18 protein-coding genes are annotated in these 18,175 nt (G+C 64.4%); 4 read left to right on the top strand and 14 right to left on the bottom strand.

Annotated features, from left to right (window positions below; translation table 11 throughout):
• The first annotated feature begins 31 nt into the window (after window positions 1–31).
• Complete coding sequence (locus MMS95_RS00925; protein WP_242141315.1) at window positions 32–1,228, top strand: MFS transporter; 1,197 nt, start codon at window positions 32–34, stop codon at window positions 1,226–1,228.
• Between the two features lie 10 nt (window positions 1,229–1,238).
• Here MMS95_RS00925 and MMS95_RS00920 read toward each other — a convergent pair whose 3' ends face one another.
• Entirely contained in the window at window positions 1,239–2,150 is a 912-nt protein-coding gene (locus tag MMS95_RS00920; protein ID WP_060558525.1) for a LysR family transcriptional regulator, read from the bottom strand.
• A 108-nt stretch (window positions 2,151–2,258) separates the two neighbouring features.
• Here MMS95_RS00920 and MMS95_RS00915 point away from each other — a divergent pair, with 108 nt between their 5' ends.
• Window positions 2,259–3,461 (top strand): MFS transporter, encoded by a 1,203-nt coding sequence (locus MMS95_RS00915; protein ID WP_242141314.1) that lies wholly within the window; start codon window positions 2,259–2,261, stop codon window positions 3,459–3,461.
• 1 nt (window position 3,462) lies between these two features.
• Here MMS95_RS00915 and fucP read toward each other — a convergent pair whose 3' ends face one another.
• Genes fucP through MMS95_RS00880 form a run of 7 tightly spaced genes read right to left on the bottom strand, consistent with a single transcriptional unit; the run spans window position 3,463 to window position 9,621 of the window.
• Window positions 3,463–4,692, bottom strand: a complete 1,230-nt coding sequence (gene fucP, locus MMS95_RS00910; RefSeq protein ID WP_033631732.1) for an L-fucose:H+ symporter permease — start codon at window positions 4,690–4,692, stop codon at window positions 3,463–3,465.
• Window positions 4,693–4,732: 40 nt separating this feature from the next.
• The gene (locus tag MMS95_RS00905) at window positions 4,733–5,092 is read right to left on the bottom strand and encodes an L-rhamnose mutarotase (RefSeq protein ID WP_015376547.1); all 360 of its coding nucleotides are present in this window, start codon (window positions 5,090–5,092) and stop codon (window positions 4,733–4,735) included.
• Window positions 5,089–5,865 (bottom strand): SDR family oxidoreductase, encoded by a 777-nt coding sequence (locus tag MMS95_RS00900; protein WP_242141313.1) that lies wholly within the window; start codon window positions 5,863–5,865, stop codon window positions 5,089–5,091. The genes MMS95_RS00905 and MMS95_RS00900 overlap by 4 nt, the downstream gene beginning before the upstream one ends.
• The gene (locus tag MMS95_RS00895) at window positions 5,843–6,706 is read right to left on the bottom strand and encodes an amidohydrolase family protein (RefSeq protein WP_242141312.1); all 864 of its coding nucleotides are present in this window, start codon (window positions 6,704–6,706) and stop codon (window positions 5,843–5,845) included. Before MMS95_RS00895 ends, MMS95_RS00900 begins: the two co-directional genes overlap by 23 nt.
• Before the next feature lie 11 nt (window positions 6,707–6,717).
• Window positions 6,718–7,995: an L-fuconate dehydratase gene (locus MMS95_RS00890; protein ID WP_242141311.1), complete on the bottom strand. Its 1,278-nt coding sequence runs from the start codon at window positions 7,993–7,995 to the stop codon at window positions 6,718–6,720.
• Between the two features lie 14 nt (window positions 7,996–8,009).
• Window positions 8,010–8,855 (bottom strand): fumarylacetoacetate hydrolase family protein, encoded by an 846-nt coding sequence (locus tag MMS95_RS00885; protein ID WP_242141310.1) that lies wholly within the window; start codon window positions 8,853–8,855, stop codon window positions 8,010–8,012.
• A 25-nt stretch (window positions 8,856–8,880) separates the two neighbouring features.
• Window positions 8,881–9,621 carry an SDR family oxidoreductase gene (locus MMS95_RS00880; RefSeq protein ID WP_021505398.1) on the bottom strand — a complete coding sequence of 247 codons (741 nt, stop codon included), beginning with the start codon at window positions 9,619–9,621 and terminating at the stop codon, window positions 8,881–8,883.
• 235 nt (window positions 9,622–9,856) lie between these two features.
• Here MMS95_RS00880 and MMS95_RS00875 point away from each other — a divergent pair, with 235 nt between their 5' ends.
• Together MMS95_RS00875 and ampH are read left to right on the top strand one after the other, a co-directional pair.
• Entirely contained in the window at window positions 9,857–10,615 is a 759-nt protein-coding gene (locus MMS95_RS00875; RefSeq protein WP_242141309.1) for a FadR/GntR family transcriptional regulator, read from the top strand.
• Between the two features lie 126 nt (window positions 10,616–10,741).
• Complete coding sequence (gene ampH, locus MMS95_RS00870) at window positions 10,742–11,884, top strand: D-alanyl-D-alanine-carboxypeptidase/endopeptidase AmpH (protein WP_015376541.1); 1,143 nt, start codon at window positions 10,742–10,744, stop codon at window positions 11,882–11,884.
• 33 nt (window positions 11,885–11,917) lie between these two features.
• Here ampH and hpaC read toward each other — a convergent pair whose 3' ends face one another.
• From hpaC to hpaH, 6 genes are all read right to left on the bottom strand, one after another.
• Window positions 11,918–12,433 carry a 4-hydroxyphenylacetate 3-monooxygenase, reductase component gene (gene hpaC / locus MMS95_RS00865; protein ID WP_004933156.1) on the bottom strand — a complete coding sequence of 172 codons (516 nt, stop codon included), beginning with the start codon at window positions 12,431–12,433 and terminating at the stop codon, window positions 11,918–11,920.
• Between the two features lie 16 nt (window positions 12,434–12,449).
• Complete coding sequence (hpaB, locus tag MMS95_RS00860; protein WP_004933158.1) at window positions 12,450–14,012, bottom strand: 4-hydroxyphenylacetate 3-monooxygenase, oxygenase component; 1,563 nt, start codon at window positions 14,010–14,012, stop codon at window positions 12,450–12,452.
• Window positions 14,013–14,190: 178 nt separating this feature from the next.
• Entirely contained in the window at window positions 14,191–15,087 is an 897-nt protein-coding gene (hpaA, locus tag MMS95_RS00855) for a 4-hydroxyphenylacetate catabolism regulatory protein HpaA (protein ID WP_004933161.1), read from the bottom strand.
• Between the two features lie 34 nt (window positions 15,088–15,121).
• Window positions 15,122–16,492, bottom strand: a complete 1,371-nt coding sequence (gene hpaX / locus MMS95_RS00850; RefSeq protein ID WP_033631725.1) for a 4-hydroxyphenylacetate permease — start codon at window positions 16,490–16,492, stop codon at window positions 15,122–15,124.
• Between the two features lie 3 nt (window positions 16,493–16,495).
• The gene (gene hpaI / locus MMS95_RS00845; protein WP_085337471.1) at window positions 16,496–17,290 is read right to left on the bottom strand and encodes a 4-hydroxy-2-oxoheptanedioate aldolase; all 795 of its coding nucleotides are present in this window, start codon (window positions 17,288–17,290) and stop codon (window positions 16,496–16,498) included.
• A 76-nt stretch (window positions 17,291–17,366) separates the two neighbouring features.
• Window positions 17,367–18,170, bottom strand: coding sequence for a 2-oxo-hept-4-ene-1,7-dioate hydratase (hpaH, locus tag MMS95_RS00840; RefSeq protein WP_004933170.1), 804 nt, complete (start codon window positions 18,168–18,170; stop codon window positions 17,367–17,369).
• Window positions 18,171–18,175 lie beyond the last annotated feature (5 nt).

The following is an 18,175-nucleotide window of genomic DNA, read 5'->3' as shown; positions in this document are numbered from 1 at the left end:
ACCGAGCCGCCAACATTCAGGAACCCTATTCATGGCAAATCCTTATTTCACACTGTTCAGCGCACCGGGCAGCAAGGCGTTTTCCTCTGCCGGGTTGATCGCACGCCTGCCGATCTCAATGACCGGTATCGGCATCATCACCATGCTTTCGCAGGTACGCGGCTCCTATTGGCTGGCGGGTGCGGTGGCAGCGACATTCGCCTTTTCCATGGCGCTGCTCGCGCCGCAAATCGCACGCGCGGCGGACCGCTACGGCCAAAGTCGCGTGCTGCCCTACGCCACCGGGGTCAGCGCACTCGCCCTGTTGCTGCTGCTGATCTGCACCCACTATCGGGCGCCGGACTGGACGCTGTTCGTCTTCGCCGCACTCGCGGGCGGCATGCCCAGCATCTCCGCAATGGTCAGAGCCCGCTGGAGCGAAATTTATCGCGGCACGCCGCAGCTGCACACGGCGTTTTCATTCGAGTCGGTGTTGGACGAAGTGGCCTTTATCGTCGGCCCGCCGATCGCCGTGGGGCTCAGCGTTGCGCTCTTCCCTGAGGCCGGCCCTCTGGCGGCCGCGCTGCTTCTGGTGGCGGGCGTTTCGGCATTCGCCTGGCAAAAAAGCACTCAGCCCCCGGTTTATCCCCGCAATAACCAGCGGCAGCGCGCCATCCTGGCCATGCCGTCGATGCAGATCCTGGTGCTGGCGCTGATCGCGCTGGGCACCATCGTCGGCACCGTGGACGTCATCAGCGTGGCCTTCGCCGAGCAGCAGGGGCAGCCGGCCGCCGCCAGCATCGTGCTGTCGGTTTACGCAGGCGGCTCCTGCCTCGCCGGGCTGATTTTCGGCGCAATAAAGCTGCCGTCCCCATTGCCTCGGCAGTTCTTATACGCCGCCTTCGCCACCGCACTCACCACTCTGCCGCTGCTGTGGGTGCACAATGTCTTAACGCTGGCGGCGGCGATGTTTGTCGCCGGACTGTTTTTCGCGCCGACCATGATCGTCGCCATGGGGTTGGTTGAACGCCTCGTGCCGCCTTCACGTTTGACGGAAGGATTGACCTGGATGGTGACCGGCCTGGGGGTTGGCGTGGCGCTCGGCGCCGCCTTGGCGGGGCTGGCGATCGATGCGCTGGGGATCAAGGCCGGCTTTGGCGTCACGCTCACGGCTGGCCTGGTCGTACTGCTGGTGGCGGCCGGCGGCTATCGCTTAATGCGGCGAACGCTGGCCGTGCAAGCGGCATGAACCGCTCGCGCTAGGCGCTTTCCCAAATCGCCTTGCCCTGCCAGCGCCGTTCGATCGCCGCCAGAAACAGTTTCACCTTGGGGGAAAGGTGGCGCCGGCTGGGATAGACGGCGCAGATCGGCGGCCCCGGGCGACAATAGCGCTCCAGTATCGGCACCAGCGTGCCGGCCGCAATCTGCTCACCGACCAGAAACGCCCCTACCTGACACAGACCGGCCCCGGCGACGGCCGCATCCCGCAATGCCTCGACGTTGTTGAAACGCATCCGGCCGCGCACCGGCTGTTCGTGCAGTTGACCGTTAACCCGATAGCGCCAGGGCGCCGGCAATCCCTGGTGGCTGAAGACCAGCGTCTCGTGATCGCCCAACGCCTCCGGTTTCGCAGGCGTACCGTGCCGCGCCAGATAGTCCGGCGCCGCGCAGGTGATCAGGCGATGCGGCGCGAGCACCCGCCGCACCAGTCGGCTGTCGTCGCTGCCGCCGACGCGGATCGCCACGTCGATGCCGTCGCGCACCAAATCGCTGTAATCGTCGGAGAAGCTGACGTCGGCGTCCACCTCCGGCCACTGCGCCAAAAATTCCCGCAGAATCGGCAAAATATGCAACCGCCCCAACGAGACCGGCACATCCAGCCGCAGCCGCCCGCGCGGGGTTTGCCGCCGCGTATTGAGCGCCGTTTCCGCCTCTTCGGCCTGCGACAGGATGCGCTGCGCATACTCGTAAAATACCGCGCCGTCTTCGGTCAGGCTGACGCTGCGCGTGGTGCGCTGCAGCAGCCGGGTCGCCAATCGCGCCTCCAATCGGGTCACGCATTTGCCCGCCGCCGATCGGGAGATGCCCAGCCTCTCGGCCGCCAGCGTGAAGCTGCAGGCATCGGCGACGCGAATGAATACCAGCAGGTCGGTCAGGTTATCCAACGGCATAGACGGTAAATTAGCCACGATTTGTCCCCAATGTTGCGCATTCAGGCCAGTTTATCAGCCATTTTGGCGCGGATACACTGAGGTTCTTCATCTGTTGGGAGAGTCATTATGAGTGCCTTACACGCCGACGGCGGCGCAAAAGCGTGGCTGGCGCCCCTCACGGTCGGCCTGTCCACCTTTACCGTCGTCACCGCAGAAATGCTGCCCGTCGGGCTGCTGACCCCGATCGTCAATACCCTGAACGCGACGATCGGCCGCGCCGGGCTGCTGATTTCCCTGCCGGCCCTGTTCGCCGCGCTGTTCGCCCCGCTGGTGGTGCTGGGCGCCCGGCGCACGGACCGCCGCAGCCTGTTGGCAGGCTTTCTGCTGCTGCTGATCGCCGCTAACCTGCTGGCCGCCGCCGCCACCTCCCTGGCCCTGCTGTTCGCCGCGCGCATCCTGCTGGGTTTTTGCATCGGCGGTATCTGGGCCATCGCCGGCGGGCTGGCGGAACGCCTGGTGCCGCCGGCCTCCGTCGGATTGGCGCTGTCCGTCATCTTCGGCGGCGTAGCGGCGGCCTCGGTGTTCGGCGTGCCGCTCGGGGTATTCCTCGGCGAAGCGCTGGGCTGGCGCCTGGCGTTTCTGGCGGTCGCCGTTCTGGCGGCGCTGACCCTGCTGTTGCTGGTGTGCGTGCTGCCGCCGCTGCCGGTCACGCAGGCGATAAGCTGGCGGTCGTTCACCGCGCAGCGCGCGAATCGCCGGCTGCTGACCGGGCTGCTGCTGACGTTTTTGCTGGTCGCCGGTCACTTTATGGCTTACACCTTTGTCCGTCCGCTGCTGCAGACGGTCTCCGGCATCGAGAGCCGCTGGGTGGGGCCGCTGCTGTTCGCCTACGGCGTCACCGGCCTCGTCGGGAATTTCATCGCCGGCCAGGCCGCCGCCAAACGGCTGCGCCGCACCCTGGCGCTGATCGCCCTCGGGCTGGCGCTCGCCGTTCTGCTGCTGCCGCTGCTGGGCCACGCGCCGCTGAGCGGCGGTGCCTTCCTCCTGCTGTGGGGCATCGCCTACGGCGGCGTTTCCGTTACGCTGATGGCGTGGATGCTCAAGGCGGTGCCCGATGCGGTCGAGGTCGCCTCTTCGCTGTATATCGCGCTGTTTAATCTGGCGATTTCCTGCGGTTCGCTGGCGGGCGGGCTGGTGGTGGACGCCGGAGGCTTGACGATAAACGGCGCGCTGGCCGGCATGGTGCTGCTGCTGGCGTTGGCCATCCTGATGCGAACCCGCCCGCAGGCGCTGACAACGGCGGCGAAGCCCGATTCGCCGCCGGGTTGAATCAGCCGCGGCGCTGCCGCAGGCCATAAACCAGCACCACCGCGAAGCACAGCAGCGGCAGCAGATAAGAGAACGCGGTGCTGTAGCGGTCGGCCAGCGCCCCCATAAAGTACGGCATGATGGCGCCGCCGACGATCGCCATGATCATGAACGAGCTGGCGCGCTTGGTGTGCTTGCCCAGATTTTTCACCCCCAGGGCGAAAATGGTCGGGAACATGATCGACATAAAGAAGAACACTGCGATCAGCGCCACTACCGACACCCCGTCGACGCTCAGCATCACCACGCCGCACAGCGCGATGTTGATCAGCGCATAGGCCGCCAGCAGCGTCGCCGGTTTGACCCGCCCCATCAGCCAGGTGCTGAAGAAGCGCCCGACCATAAAGCAGATCATGGCAATCGACAGCAGGTAAGAGGCGTTCTGGTTAGACACCTCGCGCCAGTGCTCGGTGGCGTAGTTGATGAAGAACGCCCCGACGCCCACCTGCGCCGCCACGTAGAAGAACTGTGTGATAACCCCGCCGACGAAATGCGGATGCTGCCACAATCCCTGCGCTATCACGCCTTGCACCGGTTTTTCCTCTTCGCGGATCGCCGGCAACCGGGTGCGGCTGAACAACAGCGCGATCAGCAGCACCAGCGCGGCGATCGCCACATAGGTCATCTTCACCGCGCTCTGATCGCCGTCGCCGGCGGACTGGCCGGCGGAGAAGAACAGCGTGCCGCCGATCAGCGGGCCGATAAACTGCCCGAGGCCGTTGAACGACTGCGCCAGGTTGAGCCGCCGTTCGGCGCCCTGCGCGTCGCCCAGCACCGTGGCGTACGGGTTGGCCGCCGTTTCCAGGCACCCCAGGCCGCTGGCGATAACGAACAGCGCAAACAGGAATACGCCGAAGCTGTTGGCCGACGCCGCCGGCACGAACAGCAGCGCCCCCAGCGCGTACAGGCACAGCCCGACCAGAATGCCCGCCTTATAACCCTTGCGATCCATAAAGTACCCGGCGGGCAGCGCCACCAGGAAATAGGCGCCGAAGTAGGCCGCCTGCAGCAACCCCGACTGCGCCTTGGTGACGTGCAACGTCTCCTGAAAATGTTTGTTCAATACGTCCAGCAGGCCGTAGGACAGCCCCCACATGAAGAACAGGCTGGTGACCAGGATAAAGGCCCAGCGCAGATTGGCGGTCACGGGGACGCCCGGCTGCGCGGAGGCCGCACTTTTTTCAGCAAGCATGGTGATACCCTCGTATCGTCTGGCGATGATGATGTTGGCGTTATTGCTGTTGCAGAGAGAAAATCCGCGCCATTTCCACCCATTTTTCACCCTGCGGCGTCCAGGGGGTGGCGGCCTGGTAGTGCCACATCAGCGCTTCCCATCGCTGTACTTCGGGGTTGTTCAGGCTGGCGGCGTCAAAGCGCGCGGCGTCGAAATCGGCGCTGACCTCCACGATCATGAACAGCCGGGTGCCCAACCGGTAAATTTCCATGTCCAGAATGCCGTGCTCGCGCAAATGCGCGGCGATGCCCGGCCAAATGCGCTGATGATGCTGCTGGTACTCCGCAATCAGCGCCGGTGAGTCAATCAGATCGAGCGCCTGGCAGAAACGGCGCCGCCCTGCCGCCGCGCCGCTCACGTCAGCGCCCGATCGAGATGCAGGTAGCCGCCATCCACCGACAGCCACTGCCCGGTGGTGTGCGATGACCGCGACGACAGCAGAAACGCCACGGTGTCGGCGATCTCCTGCGGCGTGGTCATGCGCTGCCCGAGCGGAATGCGCGCAGTGATCTTCTCCATCTGCCGCTGCGGCTCGGCGAAGGTGTTGAGCCAGCGCTGGTACTGCGGGGTGATCACCTCCGCCGGCACCACCGCGTTCACCCGCACCCCGTCATGACGGAGCGATACCGCCCATTCGCGCGTCAGCGCCAGCACCGCGCCCTTGGCGGCGGTGTAACCGCTGGTGCCCCCCTGGCCGCTGAGCGCGGTCTTGGAGGCGATGTTGACGATGGCGCCCCGGCTCTCCCGCAGCGCCGCCTGGCACAGGTGCGCCATCAGGTAGTAGTGCACCAGGTTCTTTTCCAGCGAACTGACGAACGCTTCACGCCCCGCCTCCAGCCCGACGCCGTCATTGACCCCGGCGTTATTCACCAGTCCGTCGATGCGGCCGAAGGTCGCCAGCGTCTGGCTGACCGCCCGGCGGCAGGCCGCCTCGTCGCACAATTCGGTGAGGATCACCTCGGTGCACGGCTGCAGCCGCTGCAAATCGGCCAGCAGCGCCGCCTCCGGCGCGGCGTTAGTGACCAGCACCGGGATCGCCCCTTCCTCGGCCAGCACATGAGAAATCGCCGCGCCGATGCCGGAACCGCCGCCGGTAACCAACACCACCTTATCTTGCAGATACAGATCCATAACCAGACTCCGTTAAACCGTAAATTCGCCAGGCGGTGCCGCCCCAAATCGCCGCCTGTTCGGCGGCCCCCAGCGTCGACAGCGCCTGTTCGCACAGTTGCACCACCTGGCGGTAGTCGCCGGCCAACAGGCACACCGGCCAGTCGGAGCCGAACATCAGCCGCTGCGGGCCGAACGCCTCCAGCGCGGCGTCGAAGAACGGCAGCAGCTCCTCCGCCCGCCACCGCCCGCCCGGCGCCTCGGTGATCAGTCCCGAGAGCTTGCAAGCCACGTGCGGCAATGCCGCCAGCGGCCGGATTTGCTGCGCCCAGTGCCGCGCGCCGCGCGCGATGTCCGGCTTGCCGAGATGATCCAGCACCAGCCAGTGTTGGTCGTGGCGGGCGGCAAACGCCGCCGCGGCCGCCAGATGCCGGTGCGTCACCAGGATCTCGTACACATACCCGGCGCGCTGCAGCGTTTGCATGCCGCGTTCCACCTCCGGCCGCGCCAACCAGGCCGCTGGATCCGCTTCGTCCTGCACCTGATGGCGCACCCCGCACAGCGCGCGATAAGGCCGCAAAGTTTCCAGACGCTGCGCCAGCTGTGGCGAAGCGATATCCAACCAGCCCACCACACCGCATACGCCCTCGCTCCGCTCAGCCAGCGCCAGCAGGGTCAGCGTCTCTTCCTCGCTGGGACGCGCCTGCACCGCCAGCGCGCCGTCGAAACCGTGCGCCTGCAACAGCGACCGCAGCTGGGCCGGCCCAAAATCCTGCCGCAGCACGCGCATCCGCTCGTCGATCCACGGGTAATGCTGCGGGTGGTAGCGCCAGTAGTGCTGGTGAGCATCGATGCGCGGCATGCGATCCCGCTTCACCCGCGGAACCGATACTGCTCGATCGACGACGGATGCATCTCGATCGAGTAACCGGGCCGGCTCGGCGGCATGTAGGCCGCTCCCTTGATCACGCAGGGATCGACAAAGTGTTCATGCAAATGATCGACGTACTCGATCACCCGGCCCTCGTGGGTGCCGGCGATGCACAGGAAGTCGATCATCGACAGGTGCTGCACGTATTCGCACAGCCCGACGCCGCCGGCGTGCGGGCAGACCGGCAACTGGTATTTGGCCGCCATCAGCATCACCGCCAGCACTTCGTTGACCCCACCGAGGCGACAGGCGTCGATCTGCACCACGTCCACCGCGCCGCGCATGATGAACTGTTTGAACATGATGCGGTTCTGGCACATCTCGCCGGTAGCCACCTTGACCGGCGCTACCCCTTCGCGGATGCGGCGATGCCCTTCCACGTCGTCCGGGCTGGTCGGCTCTTCGATAAACCAGGGTTTGGCGAACGCCAGATGCTTCACCCACGGAATGGCTTCATCGACTTCCCACACCTGGTTGGCGTCGATCATCAGCCGGCGATCCGGGCCGATCACCTCACGCGCGATGCGCGCCCGGCGAATGTCGTCTTCCAGATCGCGCCCAACCTTCAGCTTCAGGTAGGAGAAACCGGCGTCGACCGCCTCCTGGCACAGGCGGCGCAGCTTGTCGTCCGGATAACCCAGCCACCCTGCCGAGGTGGTGTAGCAGGGATACCCTTCCTGCAGCAGCCGCTCCAGGCGGCGTTCTTTGCCCTCGGCCCGCTGTTTCAGCAGCGCCAGCGCTTCCTGCGGCGTGATGCAGTCGGTGATGTAACGGAAGTCGATGCAGCGCACCAGCTCCTCCGGCGTCATCTCCGCCACCAGCCGCCATACCGGCTTGCCGACCGATTTGGCCCACAGATCCCACACCGCGTTGACCACCGCGCCGGTCGCCAGGTGAATGGCGCCCTTGTCCGGCCCGATCCAGCGCAGCTGGCTGTCGCTGGTGAAGCGCCGCCAGAAGGCGCCCATGTCAGCGGCGATATCCTCCAGCCGCTCGCCGACGATCTGATGTTCCAGCGCGCGGATCGCCGCGCAGCAGATCTCGTTGCCGCGCCCGATGGTGAACGTCAGCCCGTGGCCGCTGAGATCCGCGCGATCGGTCTCCAGGATCACGTAGGCGGCGGAATAGTCGGGATCCGGATTCATGGCGTCGGATCCGTCCAGCCCCAGCGACGTGGGGAAACGAATGTCTTCAACCCGCAGTGCGGTAATGGTGGTCATGGCGGCGCTCCCGGTTAAGCCTGTACGGTTTGCTGGCGCTGTTCGCCCAGCCCTTCGATACCCAGACGCATCGTCTGGCCCGCCCGCAGGTAGATGGGCTGCGGTTTCTGCCCCATGCCGACGCCCGGCGGCGTGCCGGTGGAGATCACGTCGCCCGGCTGCAGGCTCATAAAGCGGCTGAGGTAGCTGACGATCTGCGGAATGCGGAAGATCATGGTGCTGGTGTTGCCGTCCTGATAGCGCTTGCCGTCCACCTCCAGCCACAAATTCAGGCTGTGCGGATCGGCGATCTCGTCGGCGGTCACCAGCCAGGGCCCGATCGGCCCGAAGGTGTCGCAGCCTTTGCCCTTGTCCCAGGTGCCGCCGCGCTCAATTTGATATTCGCGTTCTGAGACGTCGTTGATCACGCAATAACCGGCGACGTGGCGCATCGCATCCGCTTCGCTGATGTAGCGCCCGCCCAGGCCGATCACCACGCCCAGCTCCACTTCCCAGTCGGTTTTCTGCGAGCCGCGCGGGATCTCCACCCGGTCGTAGGGGCCGACCACCGCGCTGGTCCATTTGTTGAACACCACCGGTTCTTCAGGAATGGCTGCGCCGGTTTCCGCCGCGTGATCGGCGTAGTTCAGGCCGATGCAGATGAACTTGCCGATGCCGCCGACGCAGGCGCCGAGGCGCGGCTGCCCTTCGACCAGCGGCAGCGCGGCGCTGTCCAGCGCGCGCAGTTTGGCGAGCGACGCCGGCGATAACGCGGTGCCGCCCACGTCGGCGATATGCTGCGACAGATCGCGCAGGCGACCTTGCGCATCCAACATGCCGGGGCGCTCTTGCCCGGGTACCCCATAACGTAAAAGTTTCATGCCTTCCTCTCTCAAAAATGACGGATCAGTTGCTCCAGCCGCCGTCGATGATCTGCACCGTGCCGGTGGTGTACGAACTGGCGTCGGAGGCCAGATACAGCGCCAATTGGGCGATCTCCTCGGTGGTGCCGATGCGCCCGATCGGCTGACGGGCGACGAACGCCTGATACACCTCTTGCTCGCTGCGCCCCTGTTCGCGCGCCTGCTCATTGATGCGCTGGCGCAGCGACGGCGATTCCACCGTGCCGGGGCAAATGGCGTTGCAGCGGATGCCCTGGGTGACGTAATCCGCCGCCACCGAGCGCGTCAGGCCGATCACCGCCGCCTTGCTGGCGCCGTAGGCGAAGCGGTTCGGCACCCCTTTCACGCTCGAGGCCACCGAAGACATGTTGATGATCGAGCCTTTGCCGCGCGCCAACATGCCCGGCAGGAAAGCGCGGATCATGCGGAACATCGCGGTCACGTTGAGATCGAGCGCGAACGCCCACTGATCTTCGCTGCAATCGAGGATCGATCCGCTGTGCACCACGCCGGCGCAGTTGAACAGCACATCGATCGGGCCGATCGCTTCCGCCGCCGCCGCGATGGCGGCCGGATCGGTGACGTTCAGCGTCAGCGCGCGGATCCCGGCGCAGCCCTGCAGGCGCTCGAGGTTGATGTCGCTGGCGATCACCTCGGCACCGGCGGCGGCGAACAGCCTGGCGGTGGTAAAACCGATCCCTTGCCCGGCGGCGGTGATCAGTACGCGTTTCCCGGTTAAATCCATCTTGACTCCTCGGCCTAAAGGTCTAATGGTCAGGCCACTAAGGGCGATTAAAGGTCAGGCCTCTAACATGACAAGAGACGCTTTACGCGTTATCGTTGGGGGAAGAAGTTAATAAAACAGCCTTGAAACCACATTTAAATTAACCTTTTTTTTACACTTGAATAACGATTACTCAAGCGCCTTGTCGCATAATTGTGCGCCAAATCACTGAACGCCGAATCGTCAAAGGTCAAAAATGCCGATTACCCGACTGGAAAACCCAAGGATTTACAGACAGATAGCCGACCAGCTCAAACGTCTTATCGAGAATAACGAATTTCCGCCTGGCAGCCGCCTGCCCTCGGAGCGCGATCTTGCCCAGCAGTTGCAGGTCAGCCGCGCGTCGGTGCGCGAGGCGCTGATCGCGTTGGAAGTGATCGGCCTGGTGGACGTCAAGGTGGGCAACGGGGTGATCGTGCGTTCGCAAACGCCACCGGCGGCGTCGCAGGAATCGGTGATGGCCCAGGCCGGCCGCAACCAGTGGGCGGAGATCGACGACGAACTGAATATCGAGCTGGATTTCAACGCCGAGCTGCCGCCGTTTTCACTGCTGCAAACCCGCCTGCTGATTGAACCGGAGACCGCCGCGCTGGCCGCGCGCCACGCCACCGACGAGGAGCTGGTGGGCATCCGCGCCGCCTATGAGCAGAACTGCCGCGATAACCGCGCCGGCTCCGCCACCCACCCCGGCGATCGGCTGTTCCACATCCGCATCGCCCAGGCCAGCGGCAACCCGGCTTACGCGTTTATCATCGGCCATCTGCTCGGCCACCGCTACGGCAGCATGTTCCGCGTGCTGCAGCGCCACTATACGCCGGACGACATGCCGCACCGCTCCGAGCTGGAACACCGGGCGATCCTGGCGGCGATCGAAGCGCGCGATGTGCGCGGCGCCCGCAAAGCGATGAAGGCGCACCTGGATGAAGTGATCGCCATTTTCGCCCGCGCGCAGTAAGCCGCCGGCGGTTAAAAAATTTTATCGCCACCGCTCTTTTTTCTACATGCAGCGGGGGGGCGGGCGCATTACACTGGGCGATGGATTACGCCCTTTCCCGCTGCATTGTTAAATGGATAACGACCGTTGAAGAACTCTGTCTCCGCTTTATTGCTGGCGCTGGGCCTGTGCGCCGCGCCGCTGGCCGTGCAGGCCGCGCCCCCGCAGCTGGCTTCGCAAATCGTCGACCAGTATGCCGAACATATTTTCTACAACAGCGGCGCCACCGGCATGGCGCTGGTGGTGATCGACGGCAATCAGGTGGTTAACCGCAGCTTCGGCGACACCAAGCCCGGCAACAACCTGCGCCCGCGCCCGGATTCGCTGATCCGCATCGCCTCGATCACCAAGCTGATGACCAGCGAAGTGATGGTGAAAATGGCGGCGGCAGGCCAAGTCAAGCTGACCGACCCGCTGCGCAAGTACGCTCCCAAGGGCGCCTATGTGCCGTCTTACAACGCCGGCCAGCCGATCACCTTATTGAACCTGGCGACCCACACCAGCGCGCTGCCGCGCGAGCAGCCGGGCAAAAAGCCGCCGAAAACGCCGGTGTTCACCTGGCCGACCAAGGCTCAGCGCTGGCAGTGGCTGGCGCATGCCAACGTCACGGTGCCGCCGGGCGTGCGCGCCGCGTATTCCAACCTGGCGTACGATCTGCTGGCCGACGCGCTGTCGCGCGCCGCGGGCAAGCCTTACAGCGCGCTGCTGAAAGAGAAAATCACCGCGCCGCTCGGCATGGTCGACACCACGTTGACGCCGAGCCCCGAACAATGCTCGCGCCTGATGGTGGCGGCGGCCGGCCCGAGCGCCTGTCGCGACACCACCGCCGCGGCCGGCAGCGGCGGCGTCTACTCCACCCCGCGCGACATGCAGCGCTGGATGCAGCAGTTCCTCTCCTCCAGCGCCAGCGGCCCGCGCAAAGCCACCGCCGCCAGCGAGCAAACCATGTACTTCCAGCGCCACGATCTGGTGTCGCTGAAGGGCATGGACGTGCCGGGGCAAGCGGATGCATTGGGATTGGGCTGGGTGTATATGGCGCCGAAGGACGGGCTGCCGGGCATCATTCAGAAGACCGGCGGCGGCGGCGGATTCATTACCTACATGGCGATGATCCCGGCGAAAAACGTCGGGGTGTTCGTGGTGGTGACCCGCTCGGAGCTGAGCAAGTTCACCAACATGAGCGATCCGGTCAACCGTCTGGTGAGCGATCTGGCGGCCAACAAGAGTTGAGATGAGGGGCGCAGCCAACTGCACCCCCACGCCTCAGGCCGGCACCGCCATCTGGTGGATCACCGAATGGAAGTTGCGCTTGAAGTAGATCAGGCCGTTGCCGGCTTCGCTCAGCGCGATCTGCTTGATCTGCACCAGGTACATCTGGTGGGTGCCGATGCTCTGGATCTGCTCGATCTCCCCTTCCAGGCTGGCCAGGGTATTGCGCAATACAGGCTGCCCCAGCGCGCCAAGCTGCCACTCTTCCAGCCGGAAACGATCTTCCATGCTGACGCCGGTCATGCCGGCGAAGTGGCGCGCCATCAGTTCCTGTTCGTGGTTGAGCACGTTGACGCACAGCCTGCGGTTTTCCTGAAACACCGGGTTCATCGCGCTGTTGCGGTTGATGCACACCAGCAGCGTCGGCGGCGTATCGGTCACCGAGCACACCGCCGTGGCGGTGATGCCGCAGCGCCCCGCCGGGCCATCGGTGGTGACGATATTCACCGCCGCCGACAGGCTGGCCATCGCGTCACGAAAGCGCAACCGCTGTTCATTTTCCTGAGACATACAACCTCCTCCTGAATTACTTCAGCAGATTATCCAACTGATTAATATCGTCATTGTTCCGCAGGTGCGGCACCTTCCAGCCGTGCTGATCGTAATCGGCCAGGCACTTGTCGACCATCTGCATCATGCGATCCATGTTGCCGGATCCCTGCGCGTGGCGCAGGCACTGCAGGCGGATCTCATCCTGACTGCCGGCGTAGTTGATCTCATACAGCTCGTGGCGCCCGCCGAATTCGCTGCCGATCGCATCCCACATCAGCTTGAGGATCTTGATGCGCTCGACGTGATCCATGCCGTCCGATCCGCGCACGTAGCGCGCCAGGTACTTGTCGATCTCCGGGTTGTTCATGTCGCGCACGCTGGACGGCAGGTAGATCAGGCCGCTGGTGACGTTCTTCTCGATGATGTGTTTCACCTTGGTGTAGGCCATCGGCGCCATCACGCGGTAGGTCTGCAGCGCGGCGGAATCCGGCAGGTAGGCGCCGTTTTCCCATTGCGTGGCTTCGGCGCACATTGCGTCGCTCAGCGACCAGAACAGGTTGCGCCAGGCCACCACTTCGCCCAGATCGGCCTGCACGCCGCGGAACTCCAGCACGCCGGTGCACGAGAGGCTCTTTTGCAGCAGCGCGGTGATGAAGTCCATCTTCACCGCCAGGCGCACGCAGGCCTGCAGCGGGAACAGCCGGGCGAAACCGCCCTGGGTGCTCCAGCGGCGACAGCGGTCGAAATCGCGGTAGATCAGCACGTTTTCCCACGGGATCAACACATGATCCATGATCAGGATCGCGTCGTTCTCGTCGAAGCGGCTGGTCAGCGGGTAGTCGAACGGCGATCCTGTGGCGCCGGCCACCAGCTCGTAGGAGGCGCGCGAAATCAGCTTCACCCCTTCGGCGTCCATCGGCGCCACGAACATCAGCGCGAAGTCCGGGTTATCGCCCATCACCTGCGCCGAACCGAAGCCGATGAAGTTGTAGTGGGTCAACGCCGAGTTGGTGGCCACCACTTTGGCGCCGCTGACGATGATGCCGGCGTCGGTCTCTTTCTCCACCTGAATGTAGACGTCCTTCACCTCGTTGACCGGCTTATGACGATCGATCGGCGGGTTGACGATAGCGTGGTTGAAATAGAGCCCGGTTTCCTGAATGCGTTTGTACCAGTGGCGCGCGTTATCGGCGAACTGGCCGTAGAACTCCGGATAAGCGCCCAGCGCGCAGCCGAAGGCCGCCTTGTAGTCCGGCGTGCGCCCCATCCAGCCATAGCTTTGGCGCGACCAGTCGGCGATGGCGTCGCGCTGCTGGCGCATCTCTTCCGGGCTGCGGGCATAGCGGAAGAATTTGTGGGTGTAGCCGCCGTTGCCGGTGTCGGTATTCCAGCACAGGCGATCCTGGCTGGCCGGATCGTGCAGCGCGTCGTACAGCTGGCCGACAGACGCCGCCGCGTTGCGGAACGCCGGATGGGTGGTGACGTCTTTCACGCGCTCGCCGTAAATGTAGATTTCGCGGCTGTCCTGCAAACTTTTCAGGTATTCGGCGCCGGTGAACGGGCGTTTGCTGTCGGCACGAAAGTCTTCTGGTTTCATCGGGTCTTCCTCGTAATCGGCATTTTTCAGGCCGTGGAGTCGGCCATTTGTTAAAATAATGTTTTCTTTTGGTTGCTTAATTGAAGCTGCCAAAGCCGGTTTCGAGAAGAGACTTTTGCGGCAATCGCCGGTACTTTTCAGGTCAGTTTGCCGCTTTCGCGGCAAACTGTGATCGCGGTTACGAAAGGGCGTGTTGCGCCGCGCGGTAGGTCGAGGGGGAACAGCCTTCCAGCCGATTGAAAAAACGGGCGAAATAGGCAGGATCCTTGAAGCCGAGGCTGTAGGCGGTTTCATGCACCGTGCAGGCGCTGAACAGCAGCATGCGCTTGGCCTCGCGCAGTAGCCGATCGAAGATCAGCCGCTTGGGCGGCCGGTTGGCGAAGCGCCGACACAGGTCGTTGAGCCGCGATTCGGTCACCCCCAACGCCTGCGCATACTCCGGCACCGGCAGGTGCTCGCGAAAACGCTCGTCCACCATCTTGTTGAAGCGCTGGAACAGCTGCAGTTCGCCACGCACGCCGCTGTTGGCGCTGTCTTCCAGCGCGGTATTGCGCAACAGCAACGTGAACACCGCCTGCGCCAGCAGCGCCAGCGTCTGTTCGCGCCCGGCCAGGTTCTGCGCGAACTCGCGGCGGATCAGCGCCCAATAGTGGCTGAGCGCCGTCAGCTCCTGCGGCGCGTCGGCCAGCGACAGGCAGATGCCCGGCATGTCGAGCGCCAGGTTGCTGCCGGGGTACAGGCGCTCCAGCAGCGGCCAAATCAACTCCTGACGCACCGTCAGCACGTGACCGTCGCTGTCCGGTTCGGTGAAGAACGCATGCGGCACCGACGGCGGCGTGAGGATGAACAGCGGCGCCTGCACCGAATAGTGCTGATCGTCGAGCTGCAGCTCTATCTTGCCGGTCTCCAGAAAATGCACCTGGAAGAAGCAGTCGTGCCAGTGCACCTGCATGTCGCGGCCAAAGAATGCCGCCAGCCCGGCGAAGGTTTCGTAGTGCACCTCGTCGGCGGCGTAGCGCGCGTCATACTCTTTGCAAATATCGATGTTGGCGATAAAACCGGTACTTTTCCGCACCTCATTACCTCCTGCAATCCTGCCTGTCTGCGTATCAAGGCGTCGCTCTCGGGCGCGAATCCTTCATCGGGATGCGCCACACCAGCACGGCACCGACGATCAACAGCGCCGAGACGAAATACAGCCCGGAGTTGAAGCTGCCGGTCAGATCCTTGAACCAGCCGATCAGCAGCGGGCTGAGCGCCGATCCGATGTTGCCGGTGGCGTTGATCACCGCGATCCCCACCGCTCGCGCTTCCAGACTGATCGACTGATCCGGCGTGGTCCAGAAGATCGCCATGGCGGTAAAGGAACCGACCGACGCCATCACGATCCCCAGCAGCTGGATCAGGCTGTGATCGGTGGCGGACGCCAGCAGCCAGCCGGCGGCGGCGAACAGGTACGGCAGCGCGGTGTGATGCTTGCGCTCCTGCAGCCTGTCGGATCGTTTGCTCCACCACACCATGCCGGCGATGGTGCAGATCTGCGGGATCGCCGCCAGAATGCCGATCGTCACGTTGCTGCTGCCCTGGTTGAAGCTCTGCAGGATCTGCGGCGTCCAGATATTGATCGCGCTCAGGGTGTTGGTCAGGCAGAAATAGGCCAGCGTATACATCAACACAATCGGCGTGAAAATCTCGCGCCACAGGCTGCGCTGCTGCAGCGCGCGGTGGCTGCTCGGCCCGTTGGGCTGCACCAGCTGCAGCTTGTCGGCCTCCATCATCGCCTTCAGGCTGGCTTTTTCCTCGTCGGTCAGCCACTTGGCCTTGGCCGGCGTGTCGTCGAGGTAGAACCACACCACCACGCCCAGCAGCACCGACGGAATGCCTTCCAGCAGGAACAGCCACTGCCAGCCCTTCAGGTTCATCACCCCGTCCAGCGCCAGGATATAGCCGGAGACCAACGAGCCGATCGCCATGGTCACCGGCATGGCGATCATGAACAAGGCGTTGGCGCGGGCGCGGTAGAACGCCGGGAACCAGTAGGTGAGGTACACCAGAATGCCCGGCAGGAAGCCGGCCTCGGTGATGCCGACGATCATGCGCAGCACATACAGGCTGGTCGGCCCGGTGGCGAACATGGTGCAGGTGGAGGCGATGCCCCACAGCACCATGATGGTGGCGATCCAGCGCCGCGCGCCGACCCGGCTCAGCATCATGTTGCTGGGAATGCCGAAGATCACGTAGGTGACATAGAACAACGTCGCCGCCAGCCCGAACATGGTCGAGCTGAGGCCGAGATCTTTGCCCATCGTCAATCCGGCGAAGCCGATGTTGATGCGGTCGAGGAAAGAGAAAACAAACAGCACGAACAGGAAAATAATCAGGCGCCGAAACAACTTTTTAATCACCGATTGCTCGGCGGCGGTTAACGCTTTATGTTGCTGCGCCGGGTTGGCCGGCGGCAGCGAATCGACGTGGTTCATGGTTCAGTAGACTCCCGATGAAGGCGCTTGCGCCCCGCCCTGTTTGAACTCGTCCGCCAAGGCTTCCGCCGCCCGCGCCAGCAGGGTGGTATCCACCCCTACCGCGACGAACAGCGCGCCGGCTTCCAGATAGCGCTGCGCCAGCGCCTTGTTGGCCATCAAAATGCCCGGCGCCTTGCCGGCGGCGCGGATGCGCACGATGGCGTCGTCGATGGTGCGCTGCACCTCCGGATGCTGCGGGTTGCCGGCAAAGCCCATGTCGGCGCTGAGATCCGCCGGGCCGATGAACACGCCGTCCACTCCTTCCACCTGCAGGATCGCCTCCAGGTTTTTCACCGCCTCGCGGGTTTCAATCTGCACCAGCACGCACATCTGCTCGTCGGCCTGCTGCAGGTAATCGGGCACCCGGTTCCAGCGCGAAGCGCGCGCCAGGGCGCTGCCGACGCCGCGCACGCCGTGCGGCGGATAGCGCGTGGCGCGCACCGCGTCGCGCGCCTGTTCGGCGTTCTGAATCATCGGGATCAATAAGGTTTGCGCGCCGACGTCCAGCAGTTGCTTGATGATCACCGCGTCGTTCCACGGCGGCCGCACCACCGGCTGGCTGGGGTAAGGGGCGACCGCCTGCAGCTGCCCCAGCACCGTCTGCACGTTGTTGGGCGCATGTTCGCCGTCGATCAACAGCCAGTCGAAACCGGCGCCGGCCAGCAGCTCGGCGCTGTAGCTGCTGCACAGCCCGAGCCACAGCCCGATCTGCGGGCGTTTTTCCTGCAACGCCCGCTTGAAGTGGTTGGTTAACATCGCATTCTCCCTGACAAGCGGGCGCGGCGCGTGGCCCCCGCCCGGTTATTGCGGCCCGGTTCGCCGAGCCTGCTTATTAGACGAAGCGGCAGCTGATGCAGCCCATCGGGCCGTAATCGACGTGGAAAGTATCGCCGCGCCGCGCCGGCACCGGCCGGGTGAAGGAACCGCCGAGGATCACCTGCCCCGCTTCCAGCTCCACCTCATACGGCGCCAGCTTGTTGGCCAGCCAGGCCACGCCGTTGGCCGGGTGGTTGAGCACCGCCGCCGCCACGCCGGACTCTTCAATCACGCCGTTGCGGTACAGCAGCGCGGAGATCCAGCGCAGATCCAGCGCATCCGGCTTGATCGGCCGCCCGCCCATCACCACCCCGGCGTTGGCGGCGTTGTCGGAGATGGTGTCGAACACCTTGCGCGGCCGCTGCGTCTCGGGATCGACGTTGTGGCTGCGCGCATCGATGATCTCCAGCGCCGGAATGACGTAGTCGGTGGCGTTGTAGACGTCGAACAGCGTACAGTTCGGCCCGCGCAGCGGCTTGGCCAGCACGAACGCCAGCTCCACTTCCACCCGCGGCACGATAAAGCGATCGATCGGAATGTCGCTGCCGTCGTTGAAGAACATGTCGTCCAGCAGCGCGCCGTAGTCCGGTTCGGTGATCTGCGAGCTCACCTGCATGGCGCGCGAGGTCAGGCCGATCTTGTGGCCTTTGAGCGTGCGCCCCTCGGCGATCTTCAGTTCTACCCACTGCCGCTGAATGGCATAGGCGTCTTCAATGGTGATCTCGGGATGATCGAGCGACAGGGCACGGATCTGCTCACGGCTCTTTTCCGCCTGATGCAGACGCTGCACGGCGCGGTTAACCTGCTCTTTATCCAGCATTTACG

It is taken from the genome of Serratia sp. PGPR-27 (assembly GCF_022678525.1).
GTDB lineage: Bacteria > Pseudomonadota > Gammaproteobacteria > Enterobacterales > Enterobacteriaceae > Serratia > Serratia nematodiphila.
The sequence above is the reverse complement of the archived record's forward strand: the minus strand, read 5'-3'. Positions and strand labels throughout refer to the sequence as shown.

What these genes read in the sequence shown, in the direction of transcription:
- MMS95_RS00895 (WP_242141312.1), bottom strand. Translation starts at nt 6,706, where the DNA reads ATGCCGCGCATCGATGCTCACCAGCACTACTGGCGCTACCACCCGCAG.
- hpaB (WP_004933158.1), bottom strand. Translation starts at nt 14,012, where the DNA reads ATGAAACCAGAAGACTTTCGTGCCGACAGCAAACGCCCGTTCACCGGC.
- MMS95_RS00890 (WP_242141311.1), bottom strand. Translation starts at nt 7,995, where the DNA reads ATGACCACCATTACCGCACTGCGGGTTGAAGACATTCGTTTCCCCACG.
- hpaI (WP_085337471.1), bottom strand. Translation starts at nt 17,290, where the DNA reads ATGTTAACCAACCACTTCAAGCGGGCGTTGCAGGAAAAACGCCCGCAG.
- MMS95_RS00885 (WP_242141310.1), bottom strand. Translation starts at nt 8,855, where the DNA reads ATGAAACTTTTACGTTATGGGGTACCCGGGCAAGAGCGCCCCGGCATG.
- hpaC (WP_004933156.1), bottom strand. Translation starts at nt 12,433, where the DNA reads ATGTCTCAGGAAAATGAACAGCGGTTGCGCTTTCGTGACGCGATGGCC.
- MMS95_RS00920 (WP_060558525.1), bottom strand. Translation starts at nt 2,150, where the DNA reads ATGCCGTTGGATAACCTGACCGACCTGCTGGTATTCATTCGCGTCGCC.
- MMS95_RS00925 (WP_242141315.1), top strand. Translation starts at nt 32, where the DNA reads ATGGCAAATCCTTATTTCACACTGTTCAGCGCACCGGGCAGCAAGGCG.
- MMS95_RS00875 (WP_242141309.1), top strand. Translation starts at nt 9,857, where the DNA reads ATGCCGATTACCCGACTGGAAAACCCAAGGATTTACAGACAGATAGCC.
- MMS95_RS00880 (WP_021505398.1), bottom strand. Translation starts at nt 9,621, where the DNA reads ATGGATTTAACCGGGAAACGCGTACTGATCACCGCCGCCGGGCAAGGG.
- hpaX (WP_033631725.1), bottom strand. Translation starts at nt 16,492, where the DNA reads ATGAACCACGTCGATTCGCTGCCGCCGGCCAACCCGGCGCAGCAACAT.
- fucP (WP_033631732.1), bottom strand. Translation starts at nt 4,692, where the DNA reads ATGCTTGCTGAAAAAAGTGCGGCCTCCGCGCAGCCGGGCGTCCCCGTG.
- MMS95_RS00915 (WP_242141314.1), top strand. Translation starts at nt 2,259, where the DNA reads ATGAGTGCCTTACACGCCGACGGCGGCGCAAAAGCGTGGCTGGCGCCC.
- hpaH (WP_004933170.1), bottom strand. Translation starts at nt 18,170, where the DNA reads ATGCTGGATAAAGAGCAGGTTAACCGCGCCGTGCAGCGTCTGCATCAG.
- MMS95_RS00900 (WP_242141313.1), bottom strand. Translation starts at nt 5,865, where the DNA reads ATGGATCTGTATCTGCAAGATAAGGTGGTGTTGGTTACCGGCGGCGGT.